Genomic DNA, 24,601 nt, shown 5'->3' with positions numbered 1-24,601 from the left:
CCTTACTCGGATTTCAACGTAATTACCGTAATCGACGGATACGTTCCGATACGCATCGGGTACATCACATACCCCATTCCGTCGTTGACGAAAAGGTATTTCCCGTCCTCTTCGTACAGACCGCTCCATCGATCGTACATCCATTCGGCAGGCGACCACGCCCATCCGCCGAGCCGGATTTTGAGCTGCATCGCATGTACATGCCCCGACAGGGTCAGATCGGCCCGTCCGGTAGCCAGCGCTTCGTCCCACACTTCCGGAGTATGGGCGATCAACAGGTTGAACAGGCTGTCGGGCACTCCCCGGTAGGCTGCGTCGAAATCGCAGCGTGCGAAATCGACGTTCTGCCGTCCGTTCAGTTTTTTCCCGATCGGGAAATTCACCCCCGTCACCGAGATGCTGTCGCTGCCGCGCCGGACGTACCGAGACTCGTTATCCAACAGGTTCCATCCCATCGCCCGCTGCCGGACGGCCAATTCGTCGAAACTCTGCCGCGGAGTCAGGTCGCTGTCCCGGCTCAGGTAGATCCCCAGATCGTGATTGCCATACACCGAATAGACCCCGTCTTTCGCACGGATTCCGGACAATACGGACATCACCGAATCGGTCAGCTCGCGGGCGTCTATATTGACCAGGTCGCCCGCATTGACAACCAGATCGGGATGCTGTTCGTTGATCTTCCGCACCATTCGCCGGATAAAGCGGCGGTTCCCGGGTTCGTTGCCGGCGTGCAGGTCGGTAAACAGTACTATCTTATAACCGTCGAAAGCGGCCGGAATCTTATCCGAACGGACGATCAGGTCTTCCTCCACGATCCGCGACCGGCCGGCTGTCGCACCCCATATCATCACGAGCAGGGTCAGCGCACCAGCCGCCAGACCGATCCTCGAAAACAACCGCACCTTTTTTCTTCGTACCCAACCGGCCGGATAATCCAGCAGCGAAACCAACATGTAGACCGACTTCGGCCCGACGCTCATAAAGAACAGGCAGATCACCCACAGGATAACGTGCATGTAACTTTCCGCCCCCGCCTCGGAGCAGCAGCGGTAAAAAAGCAGCGCGGCGACGATCCCCGCATCGAGCAACAGGAAGTGCGCCAGATAGAGTCTCCGCAGCCACCGCTTGTCCGGTAACCGCCGACGAATCCGGCGCAGGATCAGCAGATCCAGCGTCACGGACACAACAGACAGTATAACAATCAAGTACAGTATCATTCCTTATTTACGTTTCACGACGATCGCATTGCAGACGGGACGTTCCGAGCGAAAAAAGAGCATCCGGTCGGAAGGAGCGTTGACGATCCCCTGCCCCTTCGTCCACAAGGTCGAAGATCCTCCCCCGTCGAGGTTTATCGCATCCGCCGCTCCCATCAGGCGGGCCGCATAAGCCAATTCGCACAGGGCCATCCCCGCCGCGCGGCTCTGCCGTCCGTCCACGACCATCAGCAGGACGGTTCCGTCGGCTTTCGTCCCGACGCAGGATCGCGGATGGCGGGGAGCCGTCGAATCCCACGGAATCAACGACCGGCCGCCGCGCAGCAGCATCGGGCCGGTTACCATCACATCGGGATACCGATCCCGATGCGGAGCGTCCGCCTGCTCCATCGCCAGACTCCAATCGATCAACCGCAGTACTCCCGCAGTATCGACCGCCACGGCGACGCCGGTTTCGGCCCCTATCTGGGCGGGCCGATATCCTCCTGTTTTTATGAAACCCATGGCTACGGCCTGTTTCGTACGGGTTTTAAAAAAGCCCCCGTTGATCGCCGCTACCCCGCCGGACTGCTTCCCGATCCGGGAAGTCTTCGTACGAAGCGAATCCTGAATCACGGCCAAACGGTATTTTTCCGGGGCGATCTCGATGCACGAAATCTGCTGATCGGAATCGAAAAGGCGGATCGACAACTTACGGACAGTCATCCCGTCCGCATCGTAAACCGTCCGCCACGAAGCATTTGCCAAAGCCGCGGAATCGGCCGGACTCTGCGCGGAAACGCCGCCCGAAAAGCAGAGCAGTAACAGCACGATCCGTATAAGCGATTTCAATCTCATAATAAACAATTTTCGAACGGCGCAAGTCCGCTATTTCGTATACAGGCGGTTCAGATTTTCCTGCACCCGCTCGTCGAACAGGTAGTCGTCGTACTCCATGTACTTGTCGATCATTCCGTTCGGCGTGATCTCGATGATCCGGTTAGCCACCGTATTGATGAACTCGTGGTCGTGCGAAGTCATCAGCACGACGCCCTTGAAGGCGACCAACGCATTGTTGAACGCCTGGATCGATTCCAGGTCGAGGTGGTTGGTCGGCGAGTCGAGCAACAGCGTATTGGCCTGGCGGATCATCATCCGGGCGATCATGCACCGCATTTTCTCCCCTCCGGACAGCACGTTGACCTGCTTGTAAATCTCGTCGCCGCTGAACAGCATCTTGCCCAGATACCCGCGCAGGTACAATTCGCTGGTATCCTGCGAAAACTGGGCCAACCAGTCCACGATGGTCAGCTGATTGTCGAAAAACGGCGCATTGTTCAACGGCAAATAGGCCGGATTGATCGTTACGCCCCACTCGACCATACCGCTGTCGGGCTTGTCGTCGCCGGCGACGATCTCGAACAGCGCGGTAATCGCGCGCGGCTCGCGCGACAGGAACGCCACCTTGTCTCCCTTTTCGATCGTGAACGATACGTTTCGGAACAACGTCTCGCCGCCGACCGTCTTGCTGAGGCCGTCGACCGCCAGAATTTTGGTTCCCGGCTCGCGCTCGGGCTGGAAAATGATCCCCGGATATTTGCGCATCGAAGGCTTGATCTCCTCGATATTGAGTTTTTCGAGCATTTTTTTGCGGCTGGTCGTCTGCTTCGATTTGGCCACGTTGGCGCTGAACCGCTGGATAAATTCCTGCAACTCCTTTTTCTTCTCCTCGGCCTTTTTGTTCTGGTTGGCCTGCTGACGGGCGGCCAACTGACTCGATTCGTACCAGAAACTGTAATTTCCGGAGAACAGGTTGATGTCGCTGTAATCGATATCGACGATGTGCGTACTGACCGAATCGAGGAAATGGCGGTCGTGCGAAACGACCAACACCGTATTCTCATAATTCGCCAAGTAGTTTTCGAGCCACATGATCGTGTTGACGTCCAGGTCGTTCGTCGGCTCGTCGAGCAGCAGGTTGTCCGGCTTGCCGAACAGGGCCTGCGCCAACAGCACGCGCACCTTCTCTTTGGCGTTCAGCCGTCCCATCAGTTCGTAATGCAGATTTTCCTTGATCCCCAGCCCGCTCAACAGGTTGGCAGCGTCGCTTTCGGCGTTCCAGCCGTCCATCTCGGCGAATTTCTCCTCCAGTTCGCCGACTTTGATTCCGTCCTCTTCCGAGAAATCGGGTTTCGCATATAGGGCATTTTTCTCCTGCATCAGCGACCACAGCGGCTGGTGTCCCATCAGCACGGTATCCAGCACCGTACACTCGTCGAATTCGAAGTGATCCTGCTTCAGCACCGACAGCCGTTCGTGCGGCCCGAATGCGACCGACCCGCGCGTCGGCGTCACATCGCCGCTGAGCACTTTCAGAAAAGTCGATTTGCCGGCGCCGTTCGCACCGATCACCCCATAGCAGTTTCCGGGTGTGAATTTCAGGTTGATATCTTTGAAAAGAACTCGTTTCCCGTATTGTACTTCCAAGTTTGAAACTGTAATCATGCGTCTGTTCCGTTTTATTTTACGCCCCAAAGGTACGATTTACCGGGCGTTATTCCAACCCGGAAAACGATCCCGAGGCACTTATTCAAAACTTTCCGCAGGAAATCCGTTAAAAGAAAATTTATTTTATTAATTTTAACGAGGCTAAAATCCTAACTTACCTACCATGAAAAAATTTTCACTTTTTTGCAGCGCCGCGCTGCTGCTACTGCTTTCGACGACCGTCTCGGCGCAGCGGCCCGACGCCCGGACGTCGGTCTCCGACCTGTACGGCTTAAAAATCGAATCGGGCGACTCGCTGGTATTCTGCCGGACGATCCCGTTCCTGGCCGCCCCCGTTTCCAAACGGGAAAATACCGTCCGGGTCCGCAACGGCGCCGACGAAACCATCCCGGTGGGATCGCCGGCTCGCACGTTGTATCTGCTCGGCATGATCAACGACGGCTGGGACAGCGGGCTGGCTCACTGGGGCGAGCATTTCGAACTGCGAGAAACCCGCGAAGACCAGGTGCAGATCGGCACTTCCATCGGCGAAATCGAGATCCGCTACGCCGACGGCTCCTCCGACCGTATCCCGATGATCGTCGGCAGTACGATCTGGTTTTTCAACCAATGGAAAAATCCGTCGCACAACGCAGGACGGGTGATCCGCGAACCGTTCGCCTCGCGCCCCGAATACATGCAGGTGCTGCGCGATGCGCTGCAAGTGCGCGAAACCGGCGAATACATGGAAGCCGGCGACAGTTACCGCGCCTATTACCTGCCGGTTACGCCGCGCGAACTGCCGATCGAATCGATCGTCGTTCACAACAACACCGAAAAACGGGGGGAGATCCTGATTTCGGGAATCACGCTGCAACTGCCCCGGGGTGCGAAACCGACCGAACGGCTGACCGCATTTGGTAAACGTACCGTTATGAAAGGCGACCTGCAACCCGCTTTCGCGACCGACGACATTCCCGACTTCGGACCGAAACTCGAAGCCCTGTCGGACATCCTTTATACCAGTCTCGACGACCTGCCGAAAAAGGTCGAACGAATCGACTTCCCGCAGGGATTCAAGGGAACGGGCATCCGCTTCCTTTCCGATTCGGTCGAAGGGGACATGCTGTCGAACATCTGGGTGGCTAACCTGACCAACATCGACGAAAAATTCGACCCGGCGACCGGATGCTTTTATGAAACAGGTGTCGGATCGCCGTTCTACGGCGGCTACCAGGGAATCGGAACTTGGGAGCCGATCGGCATCTACCGCGAACCCTACTCCCGTACCTCGGATCACTACGTGCGGCAGGCGCTGCGCTGCATCGACAACCCGCAACGGCTTACCAGCTACGTGGACTACTGCGACAAATGGCTCTATTTCTACCGGGCCGACCGCGATCCGCAGAACGGACCGGACAACGGGCCGATCGACGTCTCCAAATATCCGAAAGACGCGCCCCCGCACTGGGCGTTCGTGATGAACGGCCCCGCCGCAATCCCTTACGAGATCAACGAAATTCCGGGAGACGAAGAGATGGAAGGACACTCCTCGACGATCGTCAGCCGCTGGTTCGCCTGGAAGCAGCTCGGTAAACCGACCGGAGAGTGGCTCACCGAAACGCGCGACAGCGTCTACCGCAAAAGCCGCTGGCAATCGACCAAAGACGCCACCGACTTTATCTGCTGGCTGCTCGACTATACCGGCCGCGACGTTGTGTACAGCGAGGGCGAATTCACCGGATGGGCGGCGAAATTCAGCAAGATCAGCCAGATCCCGAAAAACATGGATACCGAAACCGACCCGCGGAAAATCCGGGATAATTACGCTAACTGCGATATGTACGAAGTGTACGCCAGCTATACGTCGATGACGGCGCTGCTGTGCTCGGCCGAAATGGCCGAAGCGATGGGCGACACGGCGCTGGCAGAAAAATACAGGGCCTATGCGGAGCGCATCCGCGGCGGAATGCTGCGAATGCTGGCCGTCGGGCCGGATCACGACCGGATGTGGCGCGTAGCCCGCAACTCCGTGCTGCCGAGCCTGCAGGACTGCCTGGTACAGGCCTGGTTCTCGCTCTATCGCGAAGGGCTCGACCCGCAGCGGATGGACGAAGACCTAACGCCGATCACGCGTCACACGCTCAGACGCCAACTGAACCAACGCTACGGCGATACCCCGGTGCTCGGCATGGGATACGGTATCGGGTGGCTGACCCACTCGGCGCTGGTGCTCGACCAAATGGACAATGCCGGACGGCTGCTGGTCAGCATCGCCCGCTACACGTACGACAAAAACATGAATTACGCAGACAGCACGCGCGGGATCGACTGGCGAAAATGGATGTGGATCATCCCCGAAGGGGCGAACATCATGCCCGACGGCCGTTGGTACCGCATCTGCGACCTGAGCAACGGAGCCAATCAGGGACCGGCCATGAACGCGCTGGAAATCTGTGCCGGCGTGGACGACTCGCGCGACGACCGGGTACGGCTGCTGCCGCGTATCCCCGACCCGCTGAACGGACTGGAAGTAACCGGAGCCCGCGTGATGACCCGCAGCGGCGACCGACTGGAGAGCGCCACGATCGACTACGCCTACCGGCGCGGCCAACGTTTCACGCTGCGGTGCGACAAACCGGTGCCGGCGCTGGACATCCGCTTCGGCCCCTATACCGGGCAGGCTGAGGCCGACCGGATCGCCGAAGCGGTACGCGCAAAAGGCGGGGCCGACGTGCGGGTCGAACGCTCGGGCAGCTTTCACGGGCAGCCGGCCTACTGGGTCTGGATCGAAAATATAACCGGAACACAAAATTACGAAGTCGAAACGCCGGGTTTGTAATTCGAATTTTCCACTACAATGCCGGCGCTCACGATGGGCGCCGGTATTTTTTCAATACGATAATCGCGCAGGACTGTCGGTCATCCGTCAAAAGACATTTGATATAAGCAATAAACATAATACTTTATAACTAATTAGGACAGCGGATAATAATTGGGAAAATCATCCTACACGGACATGCAAAGATCCGGTAACGATTGTAAACGAAAGAGAAGCAGAACTTATGCGCAGCACCGGACAAACGCTTTTGCGAAAAACAATCTTTTTAGATTAAAAATCGTTTATGACAAAAAAATTATTCGGAATTACATTTCTGATATTCCTTTTTGGGGGTTGTTCGAATATCTCAAAAGAGGGAATCAAAGAAGATGGCCGCCCCGTCTCTGAAATGAAAATCTATCGAGATTCGTTTCGAACTATCGACGTGAAGGAAATTGACGGGAGTTCAGCATTTAACGTAGAAGAAATTTGCGATTCCGTTTCATTTATAAGACTCAGTAGCGATACAGAAGCGACGATAGGAGCAATTGATCAGATTATCTTTCTGGACAGCGTATTGATATTACGGGACGGATACACCTCCAAATCGGTAAAGATGTTCTCCAAATCGGGACAGTTCGTACGCTCTATCGGGAGTCACGGAAGAGGGCCGGGCGAATACATAGAACCGACGTTTATGGAACTTTACGGTAATAAGATAGCCATATACGATCAATTTATGCGTCGCATACAGTTTTATAATCTCGAGGGAAAGTTTCTCAAATCGGTCAAATTTCCTTTTTATAGCATGAAGTTCCATATTTTCAACGACAATCAATATCTTTTCAACTCGATAAGCTGCGATAACGACGAATTTAGATCGATCTTCAACTATTCTGTTTTCGAGACCGATTCTACCGGAACATTTACTTCCCGCGGATTTTACAGAAAAAAGAATACCTATCAAAGCCTGGTGAACAGACACAATTTTTTCCCGAAAAACAATATCGTTTATTACCGCCCGGTCTACAACGATACGATTTATTCGATTCACGAGAACGGAAGTATCCGGGTCGAGTTCGCCGTGAATTTCGGAGATCGTACCGTACCGGAAAAATACCGGAACGGAAAACGGAAAAGAGATTTGAGAAAAGCGCAGGACGGTACCAAATTTCTATTCATGAACGGCGATTTTTACCTGACAAAAGATTATCTTCACTTCAGTTATTCCAGAGCGCATCGTAAATTCGATTGTATTTATTCCCTTTCGACGGGAAAATTGATATCCTTCGGTAAAAAATACGGTTTTTTTCCGCTGTTTTTTGCCAATATAATCGGGTCGACCGAAGACGCATTTATCGGGTATATGTTTCCGATCATGGTTACCAATGACGTGGCGGGCTGGAAAAGTCTTCCTTACGATTCACTCGTAAAACAATTCGGCCGGGCAAGAACGGATTTGGGCTTATCCATGCAGAAAGAAGACAATCCGATTATTACATTCTTTTATCCGAAACGATTCTAATCCGTAAAATGAAGCGAGAATTTAACTCCCGATTTCCCTACCGGATAAACGAAAAGTTCCCCGGGTCGTACGACCCGGGGAACTTTTCGTTCCGGCAATTTTTACAATCCGGCAGCGGCTTTCCGCCTATTCGAGCGGCGTAAGTTCCACACGGCGGAATTCGATGGGGCCGCCTTCGCTCTGCAAGCCGATATAGCCCTTGTTATTCGACACGCCGGTAATCCGGTTCTGCAACTCGCCGTTGATATAAACCGTCACCGTACTGTCGTCGCAGATCACCTCGGCGCTGTTCCACTCCCCGACCGGCTTTTCGTTCGATGCGTTCATTTTGGTCACGATCATCAGCGTCGAATCGGCCCGGTATTCGGCGCAATCGGCTCCGCCCGAATTGATCAGGTCGCCGGCGCGGCCGTTCCACAACTGGCACTCGTAGCAATCGGGCCAGATACCGTCCTGCTGGATGTTGACGAAAATCCCGCTGTTGGTCGCGCTGTCGGGCCAGCGCCACTGGGCGTTCAGCTTATAATTCGAATAAGCCTTGTCGGTACGTACGTATCCGAACGGTCCGGACAGAGCGATCACGCTGTCGCGAACGACGAATTCCTGCTGCGGATTCAACGTCGAATCCTGCATGTAAAGTACCCATCCGGTCAGATCCGTTCCGTTGAAGAGCCGGACGGAATCCGCCTTTTTCTCCGTGCAGGAGAACAATGCAAGCGCAGCGGCGACTGCGACAAACGAGCCTGTTTTTTTCATTTTCATTCATATTTCAGCTTTGCACGCAAAGCCGGGGTTATCGATTTTTATTCCACTGAAAAACTGCCTTGCAGGCCGTCGTGCCCTCCGGCATCAAACGCACTTCGAAACGGTCGCCGCACTCGCCCTCTTCGTAATAAACCTGCACTTGCTGACCGTAACGCGTCTCATGTATAAAATTGATGTCCAGTCGCTTCATCTGTCCTTCGGTCAAACGCTCCAGCGGCAACGTATCGATCATCCACTGGATATACTTCATCGTATTGGTATGCTGATTGAAGTCGACGTCGCTGTACCGCACCCGGCGGTCGTCGGCCAATTGTCCATCCACCCGCGCGATTTTCAGCGGTTTGCCGACGGGACACGGTTCGGAAATCAGCGCCCGGTTGTAATCCACGTTTTCGCGCAGATCGAGCGGCAGACGGCTCTGCATGTCGATCATCGCCCAACAGGTCGACGCCGCGGCGATCCGGCGATCGTCGGCATCGTGCACCACAAAATTACGCGTAGTCATCAGCCGGCTGATCTCGCCTACCCACGTCCCGATCGTATAGCGCTCGTACTCTTCCGGAAAGCGGTACACTTCGACCGCCATGCGCGAAAGCACCCAGGTCATATTCTTCCGCTGCAGTTCCCTGACCCCGAACCCGATCTGATCGGCGTCTTCACCGGCGGCGTGCAGGATACAATCGCCCAGCGTAAAAATCGTGGCTTTTTTGGTCAGATCCACCTCTCGCGGCTGCACCTGATAGGAATATCGCGGATACGGGAATTCATTCATCGCACATCGGATCGTTTATCGGATTCATGGATTTTTCCCGACGAAGATACGAATTTGAAGGCGTTTCCAAAAATTTTTTCGTAATTCTGGAAGATTTTTATAACCACTTTATTAGCAAGCAGTTCTGAGGATAAGGTAAAAATGAGGTAATGATTTGGCAACCCTGTCTATTTCTACGTTCTGCTGTGAGTTGCTGTCAATGTCTCTCGTCTTGGTACAAAAGTAGCAATAAAAATCGGATACACATCAAAATGTCCCATGATTTTTATCACAGGACGTTTTTTATCTTCGCTGAATAATCCGGTTTAACCGTTACTTCTATTTTCGGCAAGTTGCGGGCTATGATTGCTGAAATTTATACTTTAATCCATACTCTTCCAACTTGCTATACAGCGTTGTACGTCCGATTCCGAGCAATTCGGCGGCAACCTTGCGGTTTCCGTTTGCCTGCTTCAACGCGCGTAAGATGCGTTCCTTGTCCTCCGCATCGTTTCGCAAGGCGAAGCTGACAGGTGAGGTCGGTTTCGTTACGGCAAGTTCCAGATGCTCTTTCATGACAACTCCCGTCTGTGCCTGCAACACCGCGCCCATTATCTTCTGCCGAAGCTCACGGACATTACCCGGCCACGGATGGGTCAGCAATGTCTTACGGGCTTCCGCATCGAACCCAGTCACGCTACATTCCAATTCATTGTTGGCAATCTCACGGAAGAACTCCGCCAACGGCATGATGTCCTCCTGACAGTCACGCAAGGCGGAACAGTTATCTCGAAGTCGTGCAAACGGTACAGCAAATCCTGTCGGAAACGTTTTTCAATGACCGCTTTCTCCAGATCCTCGTTGGTGGCGGCGATGATGCGGACATTGAAGCTCTTGTCCGTCTTGTCACCTATAGGGCGGTATCTCCGTTCCTGTATGGCACGGAGTAACATCTGCTGGGTTTCCAATGCGAGATTGCCTACCTCATCCAAGAACAATGTGCCACCCTCTGCCTCATTGAAGTATCCTTTCTTTGTGCTGTCCGCACCCGTAAACGCGCCTTTGACATGTCCGAAGAATGCCGAGGGCGCAAGGTCTTTGGAGAGTGAACCGCAGTCCACAGGCACAAACGGTTTCCCTGCCCTTTTGCTCTTATCATGCAGATGGTGGGCGATATGCTCCTTGCCCGTGCCGTTCTCTCCGAATATCAGCACGCTCATATCAGTAGGGGCAACTAATCTTATCTGTTGCATGATTTTCTGAAAGGCGGAACTGTCACGGGCAAAAACGGGCATACGATTTCGTCCGATACTCCGTTCTTTCAGGATGGTATGAAGCAGAGGCATAAGTTTATCCTCCACAAGCTGCTTGGGGATATAGTCCAGCGAGCCGAGTTTCATACTTTCGACTGCCGTATGCACTTCGGCATAGTTGGTCATGATGATTAACGGTTGTGTCATGCCTTCCTTGCGCATCCATCGTAATAGGTCGATGCCGTCACCGTCGGGTAGTCGTAGGTCAGAAACCACGATGTCCCCGTCTGAGGCTTGTTGCAGAAGTTTCTTCGCGGTCGAGAGGTGGTAAGCCTGCACGGTACGGAATCCTTCCCGTGCCAGCAGGTTGCAGACAAACTCGCAATACACGATATTGTCCTCCACCACGATGATTCTTGTTTTATCCATTTTCGTATTTTTCCTTTCTTCTTTTGCCTGCCGGATAATTTCAGCACCTTTATCCAGCACAGCCGGTCACCGCTTTGCATATCGCTTCGTCATCTGGAGTGGCACTTCCATGAAGTTGGGCGTAAAGTTCCCTCAATGGCTGGTCGGCACGGAGAATCTGCCATGAACTTCGCAGATGGTGTGTAAGTGTGTCCAGTTCTTGGAGGTCTTTACGCTGTTCTGCATCCTTGACCGCCTGCATTTCCTTTTCGGTTTCCGCTATCAGTTTGTCCAGCATGACGGATTCATTGCCATAAGATAGCAGAGTGGAAAAATCCGGCTTTTCATCCAATATGCTGCTTAATGCGCATTTATCCGTAATCTCCATCAGTTCGGATATGGAGAACGGCTTGAACAGGCATCCGGCAAATCCACGCCCTATAAGTTCCTCCTTGCTGCAACTGCCCGAAGCGGTTGTCACGACTATGGGAATACTCTTCGAGTTGCCTACATTGGATGAGCGCAACAGTTCCAGCAGTTCAAAACCGCTTATCTCAGGCATATTCAGATCCGTCAGAAGCAGGCTGTATTCCTTTTTTCGTATCAGCTCCATCAGTACCGAAACATTGGTACAGGTATCGCAGTGCATCCCTTCATGGGCATACATTTCTTTCAACATAAGGAGAAGTACCTCGTCATTGTCGATGGCAATCACATCATGGCAGATATGATTATGGCGCATTTGCGCTTGAATTGTCTGTTCCGGCAGTTCCTCGGCTGTCTGCATGGGAATTTCCACCGTGAAGCGGCTCCCTTTGCCTTTCTCGCTTTCCAAGCGTATAGTTCCACCGAGCATCGCCACAATACGCTGCACGATGGACAATCCTAATCCGAAGCCGTCTTTTGCGGCGGCATTTGAAAGACGTTCAAATGCACCGAATACTCGTTGTTGCTCATCTTCGGTCATGCCCGTACCGGTATCTTCAACGATAAGTTTCAGCAAACCGTTATCATAATCCGCTGCCAATGATACACTACCGTTATCCGTGAACTTGATGGCGTTTGACAACAAGTTGTTGCCGATTTGCAGGATACGTTCCTTGTCGGTCAAAACCACCGCATCGGTGTGGCTCTCCACTATCAAAGTCAGCCCCTTGTTCATGGCAATGGGCATGAACTCCGTTTCAAGAATATGCGTGATTGCGGAAATCCTGCAAGGGGAAAGGTTGGGTTGCTCCTTGCCGTTGTCCAGACGGAAGAAATCCAGCAGCGTGTTGAGCATCTCCCGCATACGCTCGGAAGATTGCCGGATATTATCCACATACATGGTGCTTTTATCCGCGCTACAACTTTTCTGCATCAGTCCGGCATAGCCTCATTTTGTCAATCGTATTTTTTCGTGGTAGAAGTAGTTTACGATGACAGGTTTGCCTTTTTCCGAGCGTCCGTATGGCAGATCGTTTATACGATACGGGAAGCCCTGCTCCTTGGCGTAATTTGAAATGTCCTGCTCCAATGCCTGCCAGTATTCAAGCCTTTTTTTATTGTAAATTTCCTCGTAAAGCGGTATGAGGTCAGGATACTTCTCACGGATATACGTCATTATCCCGCCTTTGAACTGCCCGCGTAAATTCAGGTTTTCAAGCCAGATTAAATCAGCATAATCTTTTACCTCCTCTATTATTGCCTTCACGTCTGTTATTCTGGGGAATATGGGCGAGACGAAGCATACGGTGCGGATACCTGCCTCGTATGTCTGACGCATCGCTTTCAGACGGCGTTCAATGCTTACGGCGTTGTCCATATCTGCGCAGAACTGCTCGTCGAGCGTATTGACAGACCATGACACAGTCACTTTGGGAAAACTCTTCAACAGGTCGAGATCGCGAAGGACAAGATCGGACTTTGTGCATATCATAATCTCGGCATCGCTTCCTCGCAGCTCTTCGAGCAGCCTTCGGGTACGGTGGAATTCTTCTTCATACGGATTGTAACCGTCCGTCACAGACCCTATTACAACACGTTCACCGTCGTATTTATGAGGATTCGTTATCGGCTTCCAGTTTTTTACATCTAAAAACGTACCCCACGGCTCGGTGTGCCCGGTGAACCGTTTCATGAACGATGCGTAGCAATACCTGCAGGCGTGGGGACACCCTACATAAGGGTTGACCGAATATCCTCCCACCGGCAGAGAGGATTTGGTCATTACACTCTTTACATCTATTTCCTTTATTGTATCCATATTCATTGTATTCGTCTGGTAAATTGTTCCGGCAATTCCTGAATCATTCTTTCGTCGCCCATAATCGGCAGCAAATCCTCTTTCATGAACACCGGTATGCCATGAGCCTTTGCCTGTTCTGCAATGCTAAGCACCCATTCGGGGCGCGAATATGACTTTCCTTTTCGGTTTCCGGTCTCTGTGCCTATGACAATCCAGTCAATTCCCTCGAAATCAATCTCGCCGATATCATCGAAGAGAGGTTCAAACGTGACATGGTAGTGTCGTGCTTTGATATTCTTTTTCAAATCATCAATCCTCCTTTTCTCGGAACTGCGCGTGACGGTCACGCCCATCCATACGTTCTCGTCGTCAGAGGAGAAACTGATTTTGTCAGGGCGCTTCGTCAGAAAGATATAGGCGTGCTGGGGATTGCTGCTGATCCGCTCGAAAATTTCTGCGTTCCATTCAGGCTTCCAATCGGAGAAATCGCTCATTCCTGTCATGAGCCACACATGAGGACGGGACGTATCGATGATGCGCAGTTTTCGTTCCATGTATTCAGGCACGGAAAAGTCGTCGGTAATGTGGAAACGGCGGCAGTTGTTACGGGCATAGCAGTAAGGGCATCCTATAGTGCACCCTACCACTATGTTCATGTTTTTTATCAGGGATTTAATGCAGACACTCATAACACAACTGTTTCTCCGTCCTCCGGGATAATCAGCCGGCTCATGTCGGCTTCGTGATGCGTTGCCTCATTGCGCAGAATTGCACGGGTGGTCTGGCAATGGTCGATGGCATCCATGTGTACGGCTATCAGCTTGATATGCGAAGGCAATTCGTCAAGTATCTGCATCACTTCGTTCTCGTCGGGGATGATAGGACCGTCCGTTTTGGAAAATTCGGGAAAGATTGCACCTCCGGAGTTTACCACGATATAGTCAGGATTGAACCGTTCCACGGTGTCTCGGATACATGCTTCCCATCGGCAGTCACCCATTATATAAACGGTCGGGAAGCCCTCGGCTTTTAGCACATAACCTGATACAGGTCCCATCATCTGCCCGATCTGCCCGAAACCATGATGTCCGGTCGTGCGGTAAATGGATATGCCGTCTATTGTTTTTATTTCTTCGATGGGTATCACATTTGTAAATCCGTCGTTTCTGATGGCGTCCGCGTCCTGGGGCTGAACGTAGAAAGGAATTTCTTTGGGCAAATGTGTGGGGACACTCGGCTCGTAATGGTCGATGTGATTGTGGGTCAGGAGCACCATGTCCACGCCTCCGATAATATCCTGAATAGGAATGGTGAGGTGTACCCTCGGTGTTTTATTCACACCGAGGGCCGATATCAAAGTGCCTTTGTCGGCTAAAACGGGGTCAATTAGCATGGTGTGTCCCGCATACCTGATTTTCAAGGTGGCATTGCGCACCAATTGTACTGTGGATGTCTTTTTCATGACTATATGTCTTGTTATTGATTACGGGTGCAAAGTTCGGAAGAATCCGGCGAAACATCTATGCCTGAAAAAACGGTAATTATGCCATTTTGATAAATGAAATTATTATCTTTGCAAAAACGACAAGGATATGGACGAGATAATCAACCCTGATCGACTGGTCAGCGTACCGTTCAACAAGACACGCTGCGGCGTGGATTTTTACATCAATACTGCCATAAACAAGGACATCGGACTTGTGCTGACAGAAAACAAGCGGTTTAAGACAGACTTCTTCAGCTTCTACTTTTTCCGTAAGGCAAACGGATATTTGCTACTGAACTTCCGCAAGATTGAACTGCGCGACGGCATGGTTCTCCTGCTTTCACCCCATCAGCAACAAGAGTGGCATGTAGATGAGACGGCGTTGGATTACACGTTCCTTATATTCCGCGAAGATTTCATGCGTACTTTTATCGCCGACAAGTTCTTCGTTTTTCGCCTTTTGTATTGTTACCAGACAGATACGCCGCCTTACATCAATGCCACACATGACGAAATGAAGGAATATATGCGGCTGCTCGGAAAGATTAAGTATGAGCTGATGAATCCAGTGTCCGATACGTACAATATCATTGTTTCCTTACTATATTATCTTTTGCTGATTATCAATCGTACATACGCTGCCGCCTATTGCTTGCCCGCTGAAATTGCTAAAAACAATTTCGCTTTTCGGTTCAAGGACTTGTTGGAACAGAATATCCGCACCCACCAGCGGGTGCAGGAATATGCAGACATGCTTCATGTCAGTCGCATCACACTCAATAACTCAGTAAAAGCCCAATTCGGAGTATCAGCTACCCATTTGATAAAACAACGTCTGCTTGAGGAACTGAAGAACGAATTGCTATTCTCCAACCGCACTGTCAGTGAAATGGCGGATGATTTCAATTTCTCTGATCCGAGCCATCTCATGCGCTTCTTCAAACAGCAAACAGGCAAAACATTTACTCAGTACATGACGGATTACAATAAAGGCATATACGAATAACTTCTTAATATAGTCGATAGCGGCTATCGAAATATGGTTGTTGATGTTCAGGCGTTTTTGTACTGCATGAACCATTTTACGATTTCTGGATCTTCGTGCGAGCCGAGTAAGAAAGGCTTGTCGGTATCCAGCGTCTTTATCCGTGCCATGTCGTCGGCCGACAGGGTGAAGTCTAATATGTCGAGATTCTGCTTCATGCGTTCCGGTTTCACAGACTTAGGAATAATTATGCACACTGATATTTATCGCGCCCGGACAGGTGTTCGGTGCGGAAGATGACGGCATGCAGTTCCAACCAGATGGCTACCTGCTTATGTTCCATCCCGACCTGCTGCGGAATACACCTCTCGGGCGGATAATGCGTGAATATTCGTTCTTTTCCTACGAGACAAACGAGGCATTGCACCTTAGTGTGGAAGAACGGCAAATCATCATGGATTGCTTCCACAAGATTCAATATGAATTGAACCATCCGATACACCGTCACAGCAAGAACCTCATCACAGACAGCATCAAGACGTTCCTTGATTACTGCACACGTTTCTATGACCGCCAGTTCATCACACGCGACAACCAAAACCGAGACATCCTCGCAAGATTTGAGCGGTTGCTTGACGAATACTTCCATGATGGGGCTGCTAAACGGATAGGCTTGCCCACTGTACAGTATTGTGCAGACAAGCTCTGCCTCTCGCCCAACTATTTCAGTGATTTATTGAAAAAAGAAACAGGTTCAACCGCCCTGCATTTCATTCATGACAAGTCTATTGAAATAGCCAAGACGGAACTTGCATCTACAGACGACACCGTTAATGAAATCGCCTATAATCTCGGTTTTCAGTACCCGCAACATTTTACCCGACTGTTCAAGAAAGAGGTAGGTTACACTCCGAATGAATATAGAGCGCAAGTGTCGTGAGAATTGGATTAGTACAGAATATTAGAACCCAACACCTCTCTTGCGCTTAACTTTCTTCCTTCTGCGAAGTATATCCACCATTTCCTGATTGGCTTCCGCATCAGCAGCGTTATAAGATGAGCCACTGCTTTTTAGCAATCCCCAAGAGCCGTTGAACAACTCGCTTTGTGCCGTGCCGGACGGTGCGCTTGGTGTAGCCGTTTCATATATTCCGGCTGTTATTCCCATACGTTCCCTGCATCTGTTGTGCTGCAAAGCCGCGTCAATCTTGGAATAACTGAAACGCCTGTCCACTTTGGAGCCGTTGAAATGGTAGCCATTCATGGAGAATACAACACCCTGCACCTCGCTGGTCTGCCCCTTATGCTTGAAATGTACTTCCACTCCCTGCCGTTTCAGGTTGGCGATAAGCACGTTCCAGTTGCCGCATCTGCCGACTTCCATTTTGATGATGTCGTAAAGCGCATATTTCGTCCTGTCTGGCTCTTTCAGGCGGTTGCGTTTGACATTGTCCTTTCCGCCAGCCATATGCAAGCCGTATTTCAAGGTCAATTCCTTGCAGATGCGGGTACTGCGCAGACGCTCGTGCCTGTCCGATATGGTATTGCCGTTGTTGTCTATGCGGTTGAAAGCAATATGCACGTGCGGATGCTCCTTGTCGAAATGCTGGGCGATGAAGAACTGCGTATTCTTGATTCCCATCCGTTCCATATATTCAAGCGCGATGCCTGCCATGATACGGTTCGTCAGCCGTAACTCATCCTCTTTGGAAAAACTCAACGCGATATGTCCGACAGGTTTTGTCACCTTATCGTTCATCCGTGACTGGGCATTGAAACTCATGGCGATAGTTTCCAGATTTTCCATAAACAAGCCTTCGCTTGCTACTATCTGCGTATCCTTCTTCTTGTCGATGATGTAATCCACCACACCCTTGAAGTCGCTTCCTTTTACGATTTTCGCCATCATATCCCTATCTTGGTTATAAGTTCATGAATCCTTGCCACTGCCACCTTGCAGTCCCACCGTTCATCGTGGAAGCCTCCGGCGTTTGCCTTACGCGCAAGCTGGTTGAGATTGTTAGCCATGCCGCAGAGTTGGCGGATGTATCCGGCATGTTCCTCCGACAGCCGTTCTTTCACATGACCGTTACGGAAACATTCCCTCATGTACTCGCTTGGTGATACGCCCGCCTCATGCGATCGTGTCAGCAGGCGGAAGTAGTCGGCTGCCGTCATTTTCACTGCGATACGGTATTTCAGTTTCTCGGTTGCTTCCTTCTTGGGGCGACCTCCCTTGTTGCGTTCCTTGTGTTCCTTTGTCTGTTCCATATTTTATTCCTTTTAATTCGGTTACTGATTCAACTGTATAGACCGACGGGATGCCACCTCCTGCAATTTGGATGGTGGGTGGCAAGCGGTTTCGGTACACCCGAAACACAAACTTGCTACCTCCCAATCCTTAAGGAATGAGTTTCGGGCATCTCCCGTTTTTCTCATTCGGGATGTCATAATCCCAACCCTTTCTTCTTGGGTTTTACGATAGTTCTTGGCGGTGGACTAACGGCTAATTTCTGCCGGATTCCACGCAGGTAATCGTTCAGGTCTTTATGCCCTTTGTAGTTGTCGGAGAAGTCGCGGATGCGTCCGGCGAACTTCCTTTCCAATTCCCGATACGCCTTTCTTCCCGCCTCGTCATTGTCGAGCATGCAGTGGATACGTCCATACCCGTGCAGCACATCTATAGCTTTGGAAACATTGGCGGTCGAATTGAGGATGACGTAATCCTGCCTGTCAAGGTCGGGCAAGTTCGAGCAGTTCCTCTTCCGCAACGTGAGGAATGAAAGATAGTCCATCATGCCCTCGAATACAAGGCATTTCTCTCTCGCTTCTCCCTGTTGCCGAATATGGCTGATGTCTTTGGGTGCGACACAGCCTTTGAAAAAACGGTTACGCACTTCAAATCCTCCCGCCACATTCGGAAAACCGATGGCGAAATAGGGCTTGCCGTTATGGGTGAAGTGGAGCTCTTTACATTGCGCCTTTGCCAAAGCGATGTTTATGCCCCGTTCCTGCAAGTATCGGAGCAATGCCGGATGGGTGAGTTCGCCCACCTCCAAATGTTGGAAACTCGGTTCGGATGCCTGCTGGCGAAAAGAGAAAGATATGGGACGGATGTGTGGTGCCTGTTCCGCTATCTTGCCAAGCAGATAAGGCACATGGTCGGATGCGTACAGTACCCCTGCAAGTGCGATGATGTTACCACCTCTTCCCAGTCCATAATCGAACCACAGGTTGCGGTCGGTGTTCACCTTGAACGAGGCTTCCGTTTCCTGACGGAACGGGGATTTATACCACAGGCAGTTTCCCTGTTGCTTTACGGGCGAATAACCCAAACTTTGCAGATAGTCCGCAATTTTGATTTGTTTTGCTTCTTGGATGTTCATGATATAATTTCTATGGATTTGATGATGACTGTAAAAACGTTGATTTGATGAATGAGATATGTATTGTCCTATACGTTAATGCTTTATATTCTCAACATCTTCTCAACAAACCACTCACAAATAGAGAATCCAACAAACTGATGCTGTTTCCCTCTCAACTTTTCTTTTCGATTGTTGAGAATTTGTTGAGAGTGTATGCTGTTTATTATCAGTATGGTTATATCATTATTCATCAATTCAACAAAAAAAGAATAGTATTACAGGGATTCAAGTTGTTCCCTTGTGACGGTGTAGAAACGACCGACTCTTTTTATCGGCTCATATCGGCACTCCCGATTGTAATTGAATTGGTAAGTGGTATATGTAAGCCCGTTAGAGGCAGGAGTAAGTTTCCAACATTCCTGCAATACCTTTCTGACTTGGTGCTTCTCCACCTTTACCTGCGAATGTACCAGCAAAAGAAGAATGTCGTTGTGGCAGAACGAGAATGTGTCCGTGCCGACACTTTCCATAATGTCAAGGATAAGTTCGCACATCTCTATCTCCAATCGGTTGCGGTTGCTGCGGATAATCTTCTGCAAGGCTTCGGTATGCAGCAAAGAGGGCGCAAACCACATACGGCTTTCCTTTTCGGTGGAAAGTTGTCTGTATTGCAGGTAATACAGAAAGGCAGGTATCTCAGCTTTCAGCTTTTGCAGGAAGTCTGTGTCATCGGATTGCAGACGGTCTATCTTGCGCACCCAATAGCGTGTTTCACCTGCATCAATGATAACAGGCAGATACTCGTTGTTGGAGCATAGCACGAACTTGGCAAAGAACGCTATCTCGTCACGGTCTTTGCCTTTGGCTTCCACCTTGTAGGAAAGTGTGGTGCTGAGGTTCTTCAACCGCTCGCTGTCCTCCCTGCGGTTGAGCAATACCTCGTCCACCACGATGAGCAGTTTTCCTGCCCAGTCGGAATTGAACTGGCTGCGGAAGTCCTCGTTGGTATTGAAAGTGACATTGTTTTGAAACACAGCTTTCAGGAAGTTCAGGAATGTACTCTTGCCCGTGTTGCGTTCTTCTGATACCAACAGCAGGATAGGCAGTTTCTGCACGGGTTGCAGGTAGAGCAATTGAAGATAGTCCATGCCCAATTCATACTGTTCACCGAAGATATGGCGCACCAATGACCGGATACAGGGAAACTCGCCTTGTTGCGGACGGTGTCCTATCGGCTCGTAGAGGTTCAGGAACTTGTCCACCACGGGACGGTAGTCCACATGGTCGGGGACGGTGCAGAAGCCGTCGTACTTCGGCACGGTGGCGAGATAGTCCTTGCCGTAGTCCTGCCGCAGTGTTTCGTTGTTCCACACGATGCGCTTCTTCACATAGCCTCCGTTCAGACGGGGCTGGTTCACTAACTTGTAGAGGGTAGTACCCACACGGATAAACTCCTCATTTTCAAAGTTGCCTTGTTTCATTAGCACTTCATTTTTTTGTTTAATCAGTGCAAAACTCGGCAATTAGCGCAGAACGGATTAACAACTCACGCATACCTCACGTAAGATTTTCTTGGATTTGGCTTTATGACATACAACAAAAGCCCGAAGAAATGCCATTCTAATGGATTTTTCTTCGGGTTTGTCGTAATCGTACGTATGAATGGCAATACACCTATTCACATACTCGTATAAATACATTGTTGGCAATGGGAATACGCATAGGTCTCACTACTTCATGTCGTCATATCATTAGAACTTATGCCTGATAATTAGACATATCCCAACCATTTATACCCAGCGAAAAGAAGATATTTGTTTTCTCTTTTCGCAAGTACAGCCTTTTAAATATGGCATTGCGCACCTGTTCCGCACCGAAGCTGTCAATGCGGAAAGCAAGTGCGACTATCATCGGAAAGCTGAACACATCGGCATGATACCCGTTCTCCTGCCGAACATACTTCTGTACCTCGTATTCTTTTAATGCTCCACTGTTATAGATGTTTCTGATGGCAGAACGAAGTGTCGGAGCAATTACTCCGAACAGTTCCACCAATTCCGGCTCGCTCATCCAAATGTTTGAGACATTCTCCGGCATGATGATATTGCCGGATTCATTCACTGTTATGCTGTTTCTTCTCATACTCATGACATCGTTATTCCGTTAAACGTCTTACTCAGTTTGTCGCCGAACATGGTCAGGTCGTTGTCGAGCTTCTGCGTGGTTATCTTTGCGTAGAGTTGGGTCGTGACTATATTCGTATGTCCCAACACACGGCTTACGCTTTCAATGGGCATCCCCTTGCTCAAAGCTAATGTTGCGAAGCCATGACGACTGCAATGAAATGATATTGACTTGGTTATGCCACATTCCCTTATCATCCGTTTCAACGGTTTGCAGATAGACCAATAGTTCAAGCCGGGGAATATACGATTGTCTTTCTGCATCGGTCGGTAGCGTTCGACTATCTGCAAGGGTATATCCAGCAGCTTCACTTGGAAGGCGACTTTTGTCTTGTGGCGTTTGGACAATATCCACTTCTCGCCGTTCACCTCCACGATGTTGTCATTCGTCAGTTCCTGAATGTCCACGAATGACAAGGCGGTGAAACTGGCAAAGATGAAAATGTCACGGATGTATGCGAGCTTGCTGTCTGCAAACTCATGTGTCATGACCGCTTTCAGTTCATCCTCCGTCAGATATTCCCGTTCTTTCACATTGGGGCTGATATGAAACTGGATGAAAGGATTGCGCGGTATCAACCCGTTATAATGCGCTTTCATGACCACGCCTTTCAGCCACATACAGTTTGCCCATATCGAACCGTTCCGCAATCCGGCTTCAGTCGAGAGGTATGCGGCGAACTCCTTGATGAAATCGGGAGTAAGTTCCAACATAGACATATCGCTGCGTCTGTAAAACGACTTGATAAAGGCGGCTACATGGTTTCTTGCCCGTACACGTGCCCGATAGGTAGCCATTACCCTGTCTTTGCCTACCCGTTTCTTGAACACTTCGTTCTCACGGTCGAATGCTTTTAGCAGCGTCTCATACTCGCTGCCGATTCCCTGATAGGCGTTGCGCACCATCTCAGCCGTAACAAATGCCTCGCGGTCTGAAATGCGCTGGTAATGTTTGATGATTTGCGCCTTGATGTTGTCAAGGGCAAGGTTGATGTCTCGTGCCTCGCGGCTCTTGCCTTTCGCCTTGTTTCCTTTCACGTCCCAAAGCGTTTTCGGGATGTTCTGCTTACAACTGAACTGCGCCACAGTCCCGTTGATTGTCACTCGTCCCATGATGGGGACAATACCGTTTTTCTCCTTGCTGCCGTTCACGTAGAACAGAACCTTGAATGTGCTTCTTGCCATACTCGTTTTTTGTTTGCAAAGTTATTACTCAACGAGTTAGACCTTGATATGCCAACCTGTGCCACAAGCTGCCAAATACAACACGGTGTGTTAAAAATCACCATTCGGCGGGTAATGATTTGGAGACCGTTCTTCTTCATAAATCCGCTTTCCTTTACGTTACCTCGATTTTTCGCCTGTCCTCATTTGTCTTCGCAAACGCCTTATTGACAGGCATTACGAAGACATTTGTCCCTTTTTATTCGTCTTTTCCAGAGATTTTACGTATTTTTGTGGAGACGGATACTACCGCCGGATAAAAGCCCGTTTGTTTTGTTGGATATCCCGAATAGGGCTGTCCTGCTGAATAAGGACGATTGATTTTAATTTTTTAAAACCGAAGAAAGATGAAGAAAAAAGTGTTATTCATGATTTCGCTGTTTGCCGTAGCCCTGTTCACGGTAGCGTTGGCGCAGGCCCCGCAGAGCGAAAAAGCGACCAAAGCGAAAACCGAATGCTGCCAGAAAGCCAAATGCGCAAAGACCTGCGATGTAAAATGCGAGAACGCTTGCGGTGAAAATTGTGAGAAAGCCTGCGGATGTGCAGAAGGCGTCTGCAAAGAAGGATGTCAGGAAAATTGCAAAAAAGAGTGCTGCAAGAAGGAAGCCTGCAAAGAAGGAAACAAAGCTTGCTGCCACAGTAAAAAAGCTTGTCCGGCCAGAAAATAACGAGTTTTTGTTACCGATAAAAAAGGGATGTCTTCTCCGACACCCCTTTTTTTATCGGTCTTCTCCGGCTATTGCAGCGGCACGATCGCCTCTTCGCAATGGGTCAGTTTCTCGACGCCGTTATCGGTTACCAGAAAACTGTTTTCGATGCCGACGGCTCCGACCGACGGAATGACGAACTTCGGTTCGAGCGCGAAAACCATACCCGGAACCAGCGCTTCCTTCGACCGCGGCGCGAGTACGGGCGCTTCGTTGATCTCGATTCCGATCCCATGGCCGATAAATCCGGCCTGCTGGCGGTGTCCCATAAAATAATCGGACAGCCCTGCGTCGGCGGCGATCCGCACGGCCAGGTTGTAAAGATCGGCCGCCGGAACTCCCGGCGCCGCCGTCTGCTCGATCCGCCGTTGAATCTCCAACGCAGTGTCATGCGCTCTATAAGCCCGATCGGTCAGCTTTCCGACCGAAAAAACACGGGTCATGTCGGTCATATAACCGGTGAAATTCCCGCCCATGTCGACCATCACGCTGGTTCCGTCGGTCAACGGAGTACCGTTTCCGCCGACCGGAAGCGAGGCGTCCAGACCGGCCCCGCCGAGCGCAAAATCGTACGGCGACGGCGCATCGGCATTGTCCCCGGCCAGCAGACTCCCCATGAAGATCTCCATGCTCTGCCCGAAAATCCGGAAAATACCGAGCGACCCGAGCCGGCGGCTTTCGCGCTCGATCTCGATCGACAGTTCGGTATCGGTCATGCCGGGACGGTAAAGCGACGGAATCCGCTCGTAAAGCCGGGCATGCAGCACGCCCGAACGCATGATCCGGCCGATCTCGTAAATGGTCTTGATGCTCCGCACCCCGCGCAGCAACTGCGTTCCGTTGCAAACGACGCGAGGATCGAAGATCTTTTCGTAGCGCCGATACTCGTTGTAGGAAATGGAATCGGTTTCGAGGAACAGCTTCGCGGGCATCGGGATTCCCCGCTGCTGCAAATGGCCGGCGATCTCCTCCGGTTTGCGGATATAGATCACGTTACCGCCTTTCAGCCCGACCGGGCGGCGGACGAAAAAAAGCGGATCGCCCTCGGGACGCACATAGGCCGCCCCGCTGAAAATTCTTCCCGATACGTAAAACAGGTTCACATTGGTCGTTATCAGGATCGCGTCGCCCCCTTCCCGTGCCAACGCCTGCTGCAAAGCGTTCCAACGCTTGCGCAGTTCCTGAATCATCTGTTCGTTATACATATAAAGCGAT

21 protein-coding genes and 2 pseudogenes are annotated in these 24,601 nt (G+C 50.8%); 5 read left to right on the top strand and 18 right to left on the bottom strand.

From position 1 onward, the window contains the following. Positions 1-2 precede the first annotated feature (2 nt). The 3 genes from GFH31_RS12305 to GFH31_RS12295 are packed head-to-tail and all read right to left on the bottom strand — an operon-like array spanning position 3 to position 3,701. The gene (locus GFH31_RS12305; protein WP_228385769.1) at positions 3-1,184 is read right to left on the bottom strand and encodes a metallophosphoesterase; all 1,182 of its coding nucleotides are present in this window, start codon (positions 1,182-1,184) and stop codon (positions 3-5) included. 36 nt (positions 1,185-1,220) lie between these two features. Further along, positions 1,221-2,054, bottom strand: coding sequence for a phosphodiester glycosidase family protein (locus GFH31_RS12300; RefSeq protein WP_118458324.1), 834 nt, complete (start codon positions 2,052-2,054; stop codon positions 1,221-1,223). Positions 2,055-2,084: 30 nt separating this feature from the next. Next, entirely contained in the window at positions 2,085-3,701 is a 1,617-nt protein-coding gene (locus GFH31_RS12295) for an ABC-F family ATP-binding cassette domain-containing protein (RefSeq protein ID WP_055203800.1), read from the bottom strand. Between the two features lie 166 nt (positions 3,702-3,867). On the opposite strand from GFH31_RS12295, the gene GFH31_RS12290 reads away from it, so the two are divergent. Together GFH31_RS12290 and GFH31_RS12285 are read left to right on the top strand one after the other, a co-directional pair. Beyond that, entirely contained in the window at positions 3,868-6,525 is a 2,658-nt protein-coding gene (locus GFH31_RS12290; RefSeq protein ID WP_118458322.1) for a hypothetical protein, read from the top strand. A gap of 283 nt (positions 6,526-6,808) precedes the next feature. Continuing rightward, a complete protein-coding gene (locus GFH31_RS12285; RefSeq protein WP_101570904.1) occupies positions 6,809-8,029 on the top strand; it encodes a 6-bladed beta-propeller in 1,221 nt (406 codons plus the stop codon). A 126-nt stretch (positions 8,030-8,155) separates the two neighbouring features. Here GFH31_RS12285 and GFH31_RS12280 read toward each other — a convergent pair whose 3' ends face one another. From GFH31_RS12280 to GFH31_RS12250, 7 genes and pseudogenes are all read right to left on the bottom strand, one after another. Next, positions 8,156-8,785, bottom strand: coding sequence for a DUF1080 domain-containing protein (locus tag GFH31_RS12280; protein ID WP_172970759.1), 630 nt, complete (start codon positions 8,783-8,785; stop codon positions 8,156-8,158). 37 nt (positions 8,786-8,822) lie between these two features. Continuing rightward, the gene (locus tag GFH31_RS12275) at positions 8,823-9,566 is read right to left on the bottom strand and encodes an acyl-[acyl-carrier-protein] thioesterase (protein ID WP_101570905.1); all 744 of its coding nucleotides are present in this window, start codon (positions 9,564-9,566) and stop codon (positions 8,823-8,825) included. 339 nt (positions 9,567-9,905) lie between these two features. Beyond that, positions 9,906-11,227 (bottom strand): annotated as a pseudogene (locus tag GFH31_RS12270) (sigma-54-dependent transcriptional regulator). Then, positions 11,220-12,581, bottom strand: a pseudogene (locus GFH31_RS12265) (hybrid sensor histidine kinase/response regulator); the annotation flags it as partial. The pseudogenes GFH31_RS12270 and GFH31_RS12265, both read right to left, overlap by 8 nt. Continuing rightward, complete coding sequence (locus GFH31_RS12260) at positions 12,582-13,457, bottom strand: radical SAM mobile pair protein B (RefSeq protein ID WP_004329298.1); 876 nt, start codon at positions 13,455-13,457, stop codon at positions 12,582-12,584. Continuing rightward, the gene (locus tag GFH31_RS12255) at positions 13,454-14,122 is read right to left on the bottom strand and encodes a radical SAM mobile pair protein A (protein ID WP_004329299.1); all 669 of its coding nucleotides are present in this window, start codon (positions 14,120-14,122) and stop codon (positions 13,454-13,456) included. The genes GFH31_RS12260 and GFH31_RS12255 overlap by 4 nt, the downstream gene beginning before the upstream one ends. Beyond that, entirely contained in the window at positions 14,119-14,895 is a 777-nt protein-coding gene (locus GFH31_RS12250) for an MBL fold metallo-hydrolase (RefSeq protein ID WP_004329300.1), read from the bottom strand. Before GFH31_RS12250 ends, GFH31_RS12255 begins: the two co-directional genes overlap by 4 nt. A 130-nt stretch (positions 14,896-15,025) precedes the next feature. Here GFH31_RS12250 and GFH31_RS12245 point away from each other — a divergent pair, with 130 nt between their 5' ends. Beyond that, positions 15,026-15,925: a helix-turn-helix domain-containing protein gene (locus tag GFH31_RS12245; RefSeq protein WP_004329302.1), complete on the top strand. Its 900-nt coding sequence runs from the start codon at positions 15,026-15,028 to the stop codon at positions 15,923-15,925. Between the two features lie 47 nt (positions 15,926-15,972). Here GFH31_RS12245 and GFH31_RS12825 read toward each other — a convergent pair whose 3' ends face one another. Then, a complete protein-coding gene (locus GFH31_RS12825; RefSeq protein ID WP_004329303.1) occupies positions 15,973-16,122 on the bottom strand; it encodes a hypothetical protein in 150 nt (49 codons plus the stop codon). Positions 16,123-16,184: 62 nt separating this feature from the next. Between GFH31_RS12825 and GFH31_RS12240 the strand changes: the two genes are divergently transcribed. Beyond that, positions 16,185-16,844, top strand: a complete 660-nt coding sequence (locus GFH31_RS12240) for a helix-turn-helix domain-containing protein (RefSeq protein WP_004329304.1) — start codon at positions 16,185-16,187, stop codon at positions 16,842-16,844. 21 nt (positions 16,845-16,865) lie between these two features. Here GFH31_RS12240 and GFH31_RS12235 read toward each other — a convergent pair whose 3' ends face one another. The 6 genes from GFH31_RS12235 to GFH31_RS12210 form a co-directional block, all read right to left on the bottom strand. After that, a complete protein-coding gene (locus GFH31_RS12235; protein WP_007560543.1) occupies positions 16,866-17,813 on the bottom strand; it encodes a relaxase/mobilization nuclease domain-containing protein in 948 nt (315 codons plus the stop codon). Next, the gene (locus GFH31_RS12230; protein ID WP_004329306.1) at positions 17,810-18,175 is read right to left on the bottom strand and encodes a MobC family plasmid mobilization relaxosome protein; all 366 of its coding nucleotides are present in this window, start codon (positions 18,173-18,175) and stop codon (positions 17,810-17,812) included. The genes GFH31_RS12235 and GFH31_RS12230 overlap by 4 nt, the downstream gene beginning before the upstream one ends. A gap of 176 nt (positions 18,176-18,351) precedes the next feature. Then, the gene (locus GFH31_RS12225; protein ID WP_005775883.1) at positions 18,352-19,290 is read right to left on the bottom strand and encodes a toprim domain-containing protein; all 939 of its coding nucleotides are present in this window, start codon (positions 19,288-19,290) and stop codon (positions 18,352-18,354) included. Positions 19,291-19,547: 257 nt separating this feature from the next. After that, complete coding sequence (locus GFH31_RS12220) at positions 19,548-20,753, bottom strand: primase-helicase family protein (RefSeq protein ID WP_004328112.1); 1,206 nt, start codon at positions 20,751-20,753, stop codon at positions 19,548-19,550. A gap of 277 nt (positions 20,754-21,030) precedes the next feature. Continuing rightward, positions 21,031-21,420 carry a hypothetical protein gene (locus GFH31_RS12215; RefSeq protein WP_004328110.1) on the bottom strand — a complete coding sequence of 130 codons (390 nt, stop codon included), beginning with the start codon at positions 21,418-21,420 and terminating at the stop codon, positions 21,031-21,033. After that, a complete protein-coding gene (locus GFH31_RS12210) occupies positions 21,417-22,640 on the bottom strand; it encodes a site-specific integrase (RefSeq protein ID WP_005775881.1) in 1,224 nt (407 codons plus the stop codon). The genes GFH31_RS12215 and GFH31_RS12210 overlap by 4 nt, the downstream gene beginning before the upstream one ends. A gap of 386 nt (positions 22,641-23,026) precedes the next feature. Between GFH31_RS12210 and GFH31_RS12205 the strand changes: the two genes are divergently transcribed. Next, entirely contained in the window at positions 23,027-23,347 is a 321-nt protein-coding gene (locus tag GFH31_RS12205; protein ID WP_153497998.1) for a hypothetical protein, read from the top strand. A 68-nt stretch (positions 23,348-23,415) separates the two neighbouring features. Here the strand turns inward: GFH31_RS12205 and GFH31_RS12200 are convergent, their stop codons facing one another. Further along, positions 23,416-24,591 carry a M24 family metallopeptidase gene (locus GFH31_RS12200; RefSeq protein WP_118458316.1) on the bottom strand — a complete coding sequence of 392 codons (1,176 nt, stop codon included), beginning with the start codon at positions 24,589-24,591 and terminating at the stop codon, positions 23,416-23,418. Positions 24,592-24,601 lie beyond the last annotated feature (10 nt).

It is taken from the genome of Alistipes sp. dk3624, from assembly GCF_009557455.1.
Taxonomy (GTDB): domain Bacteria; phylum Bacteroidota; class Bacteroidia; order Bacteroidales; family Rikenellaceae; genus Alistipes_A; species Alistipes_A hominis.
The sequence above is the reverse complement of the archived record's forward strand: the minus strand, read 5'-3'. Positions and strand labels throughout refer to the sequence as shown.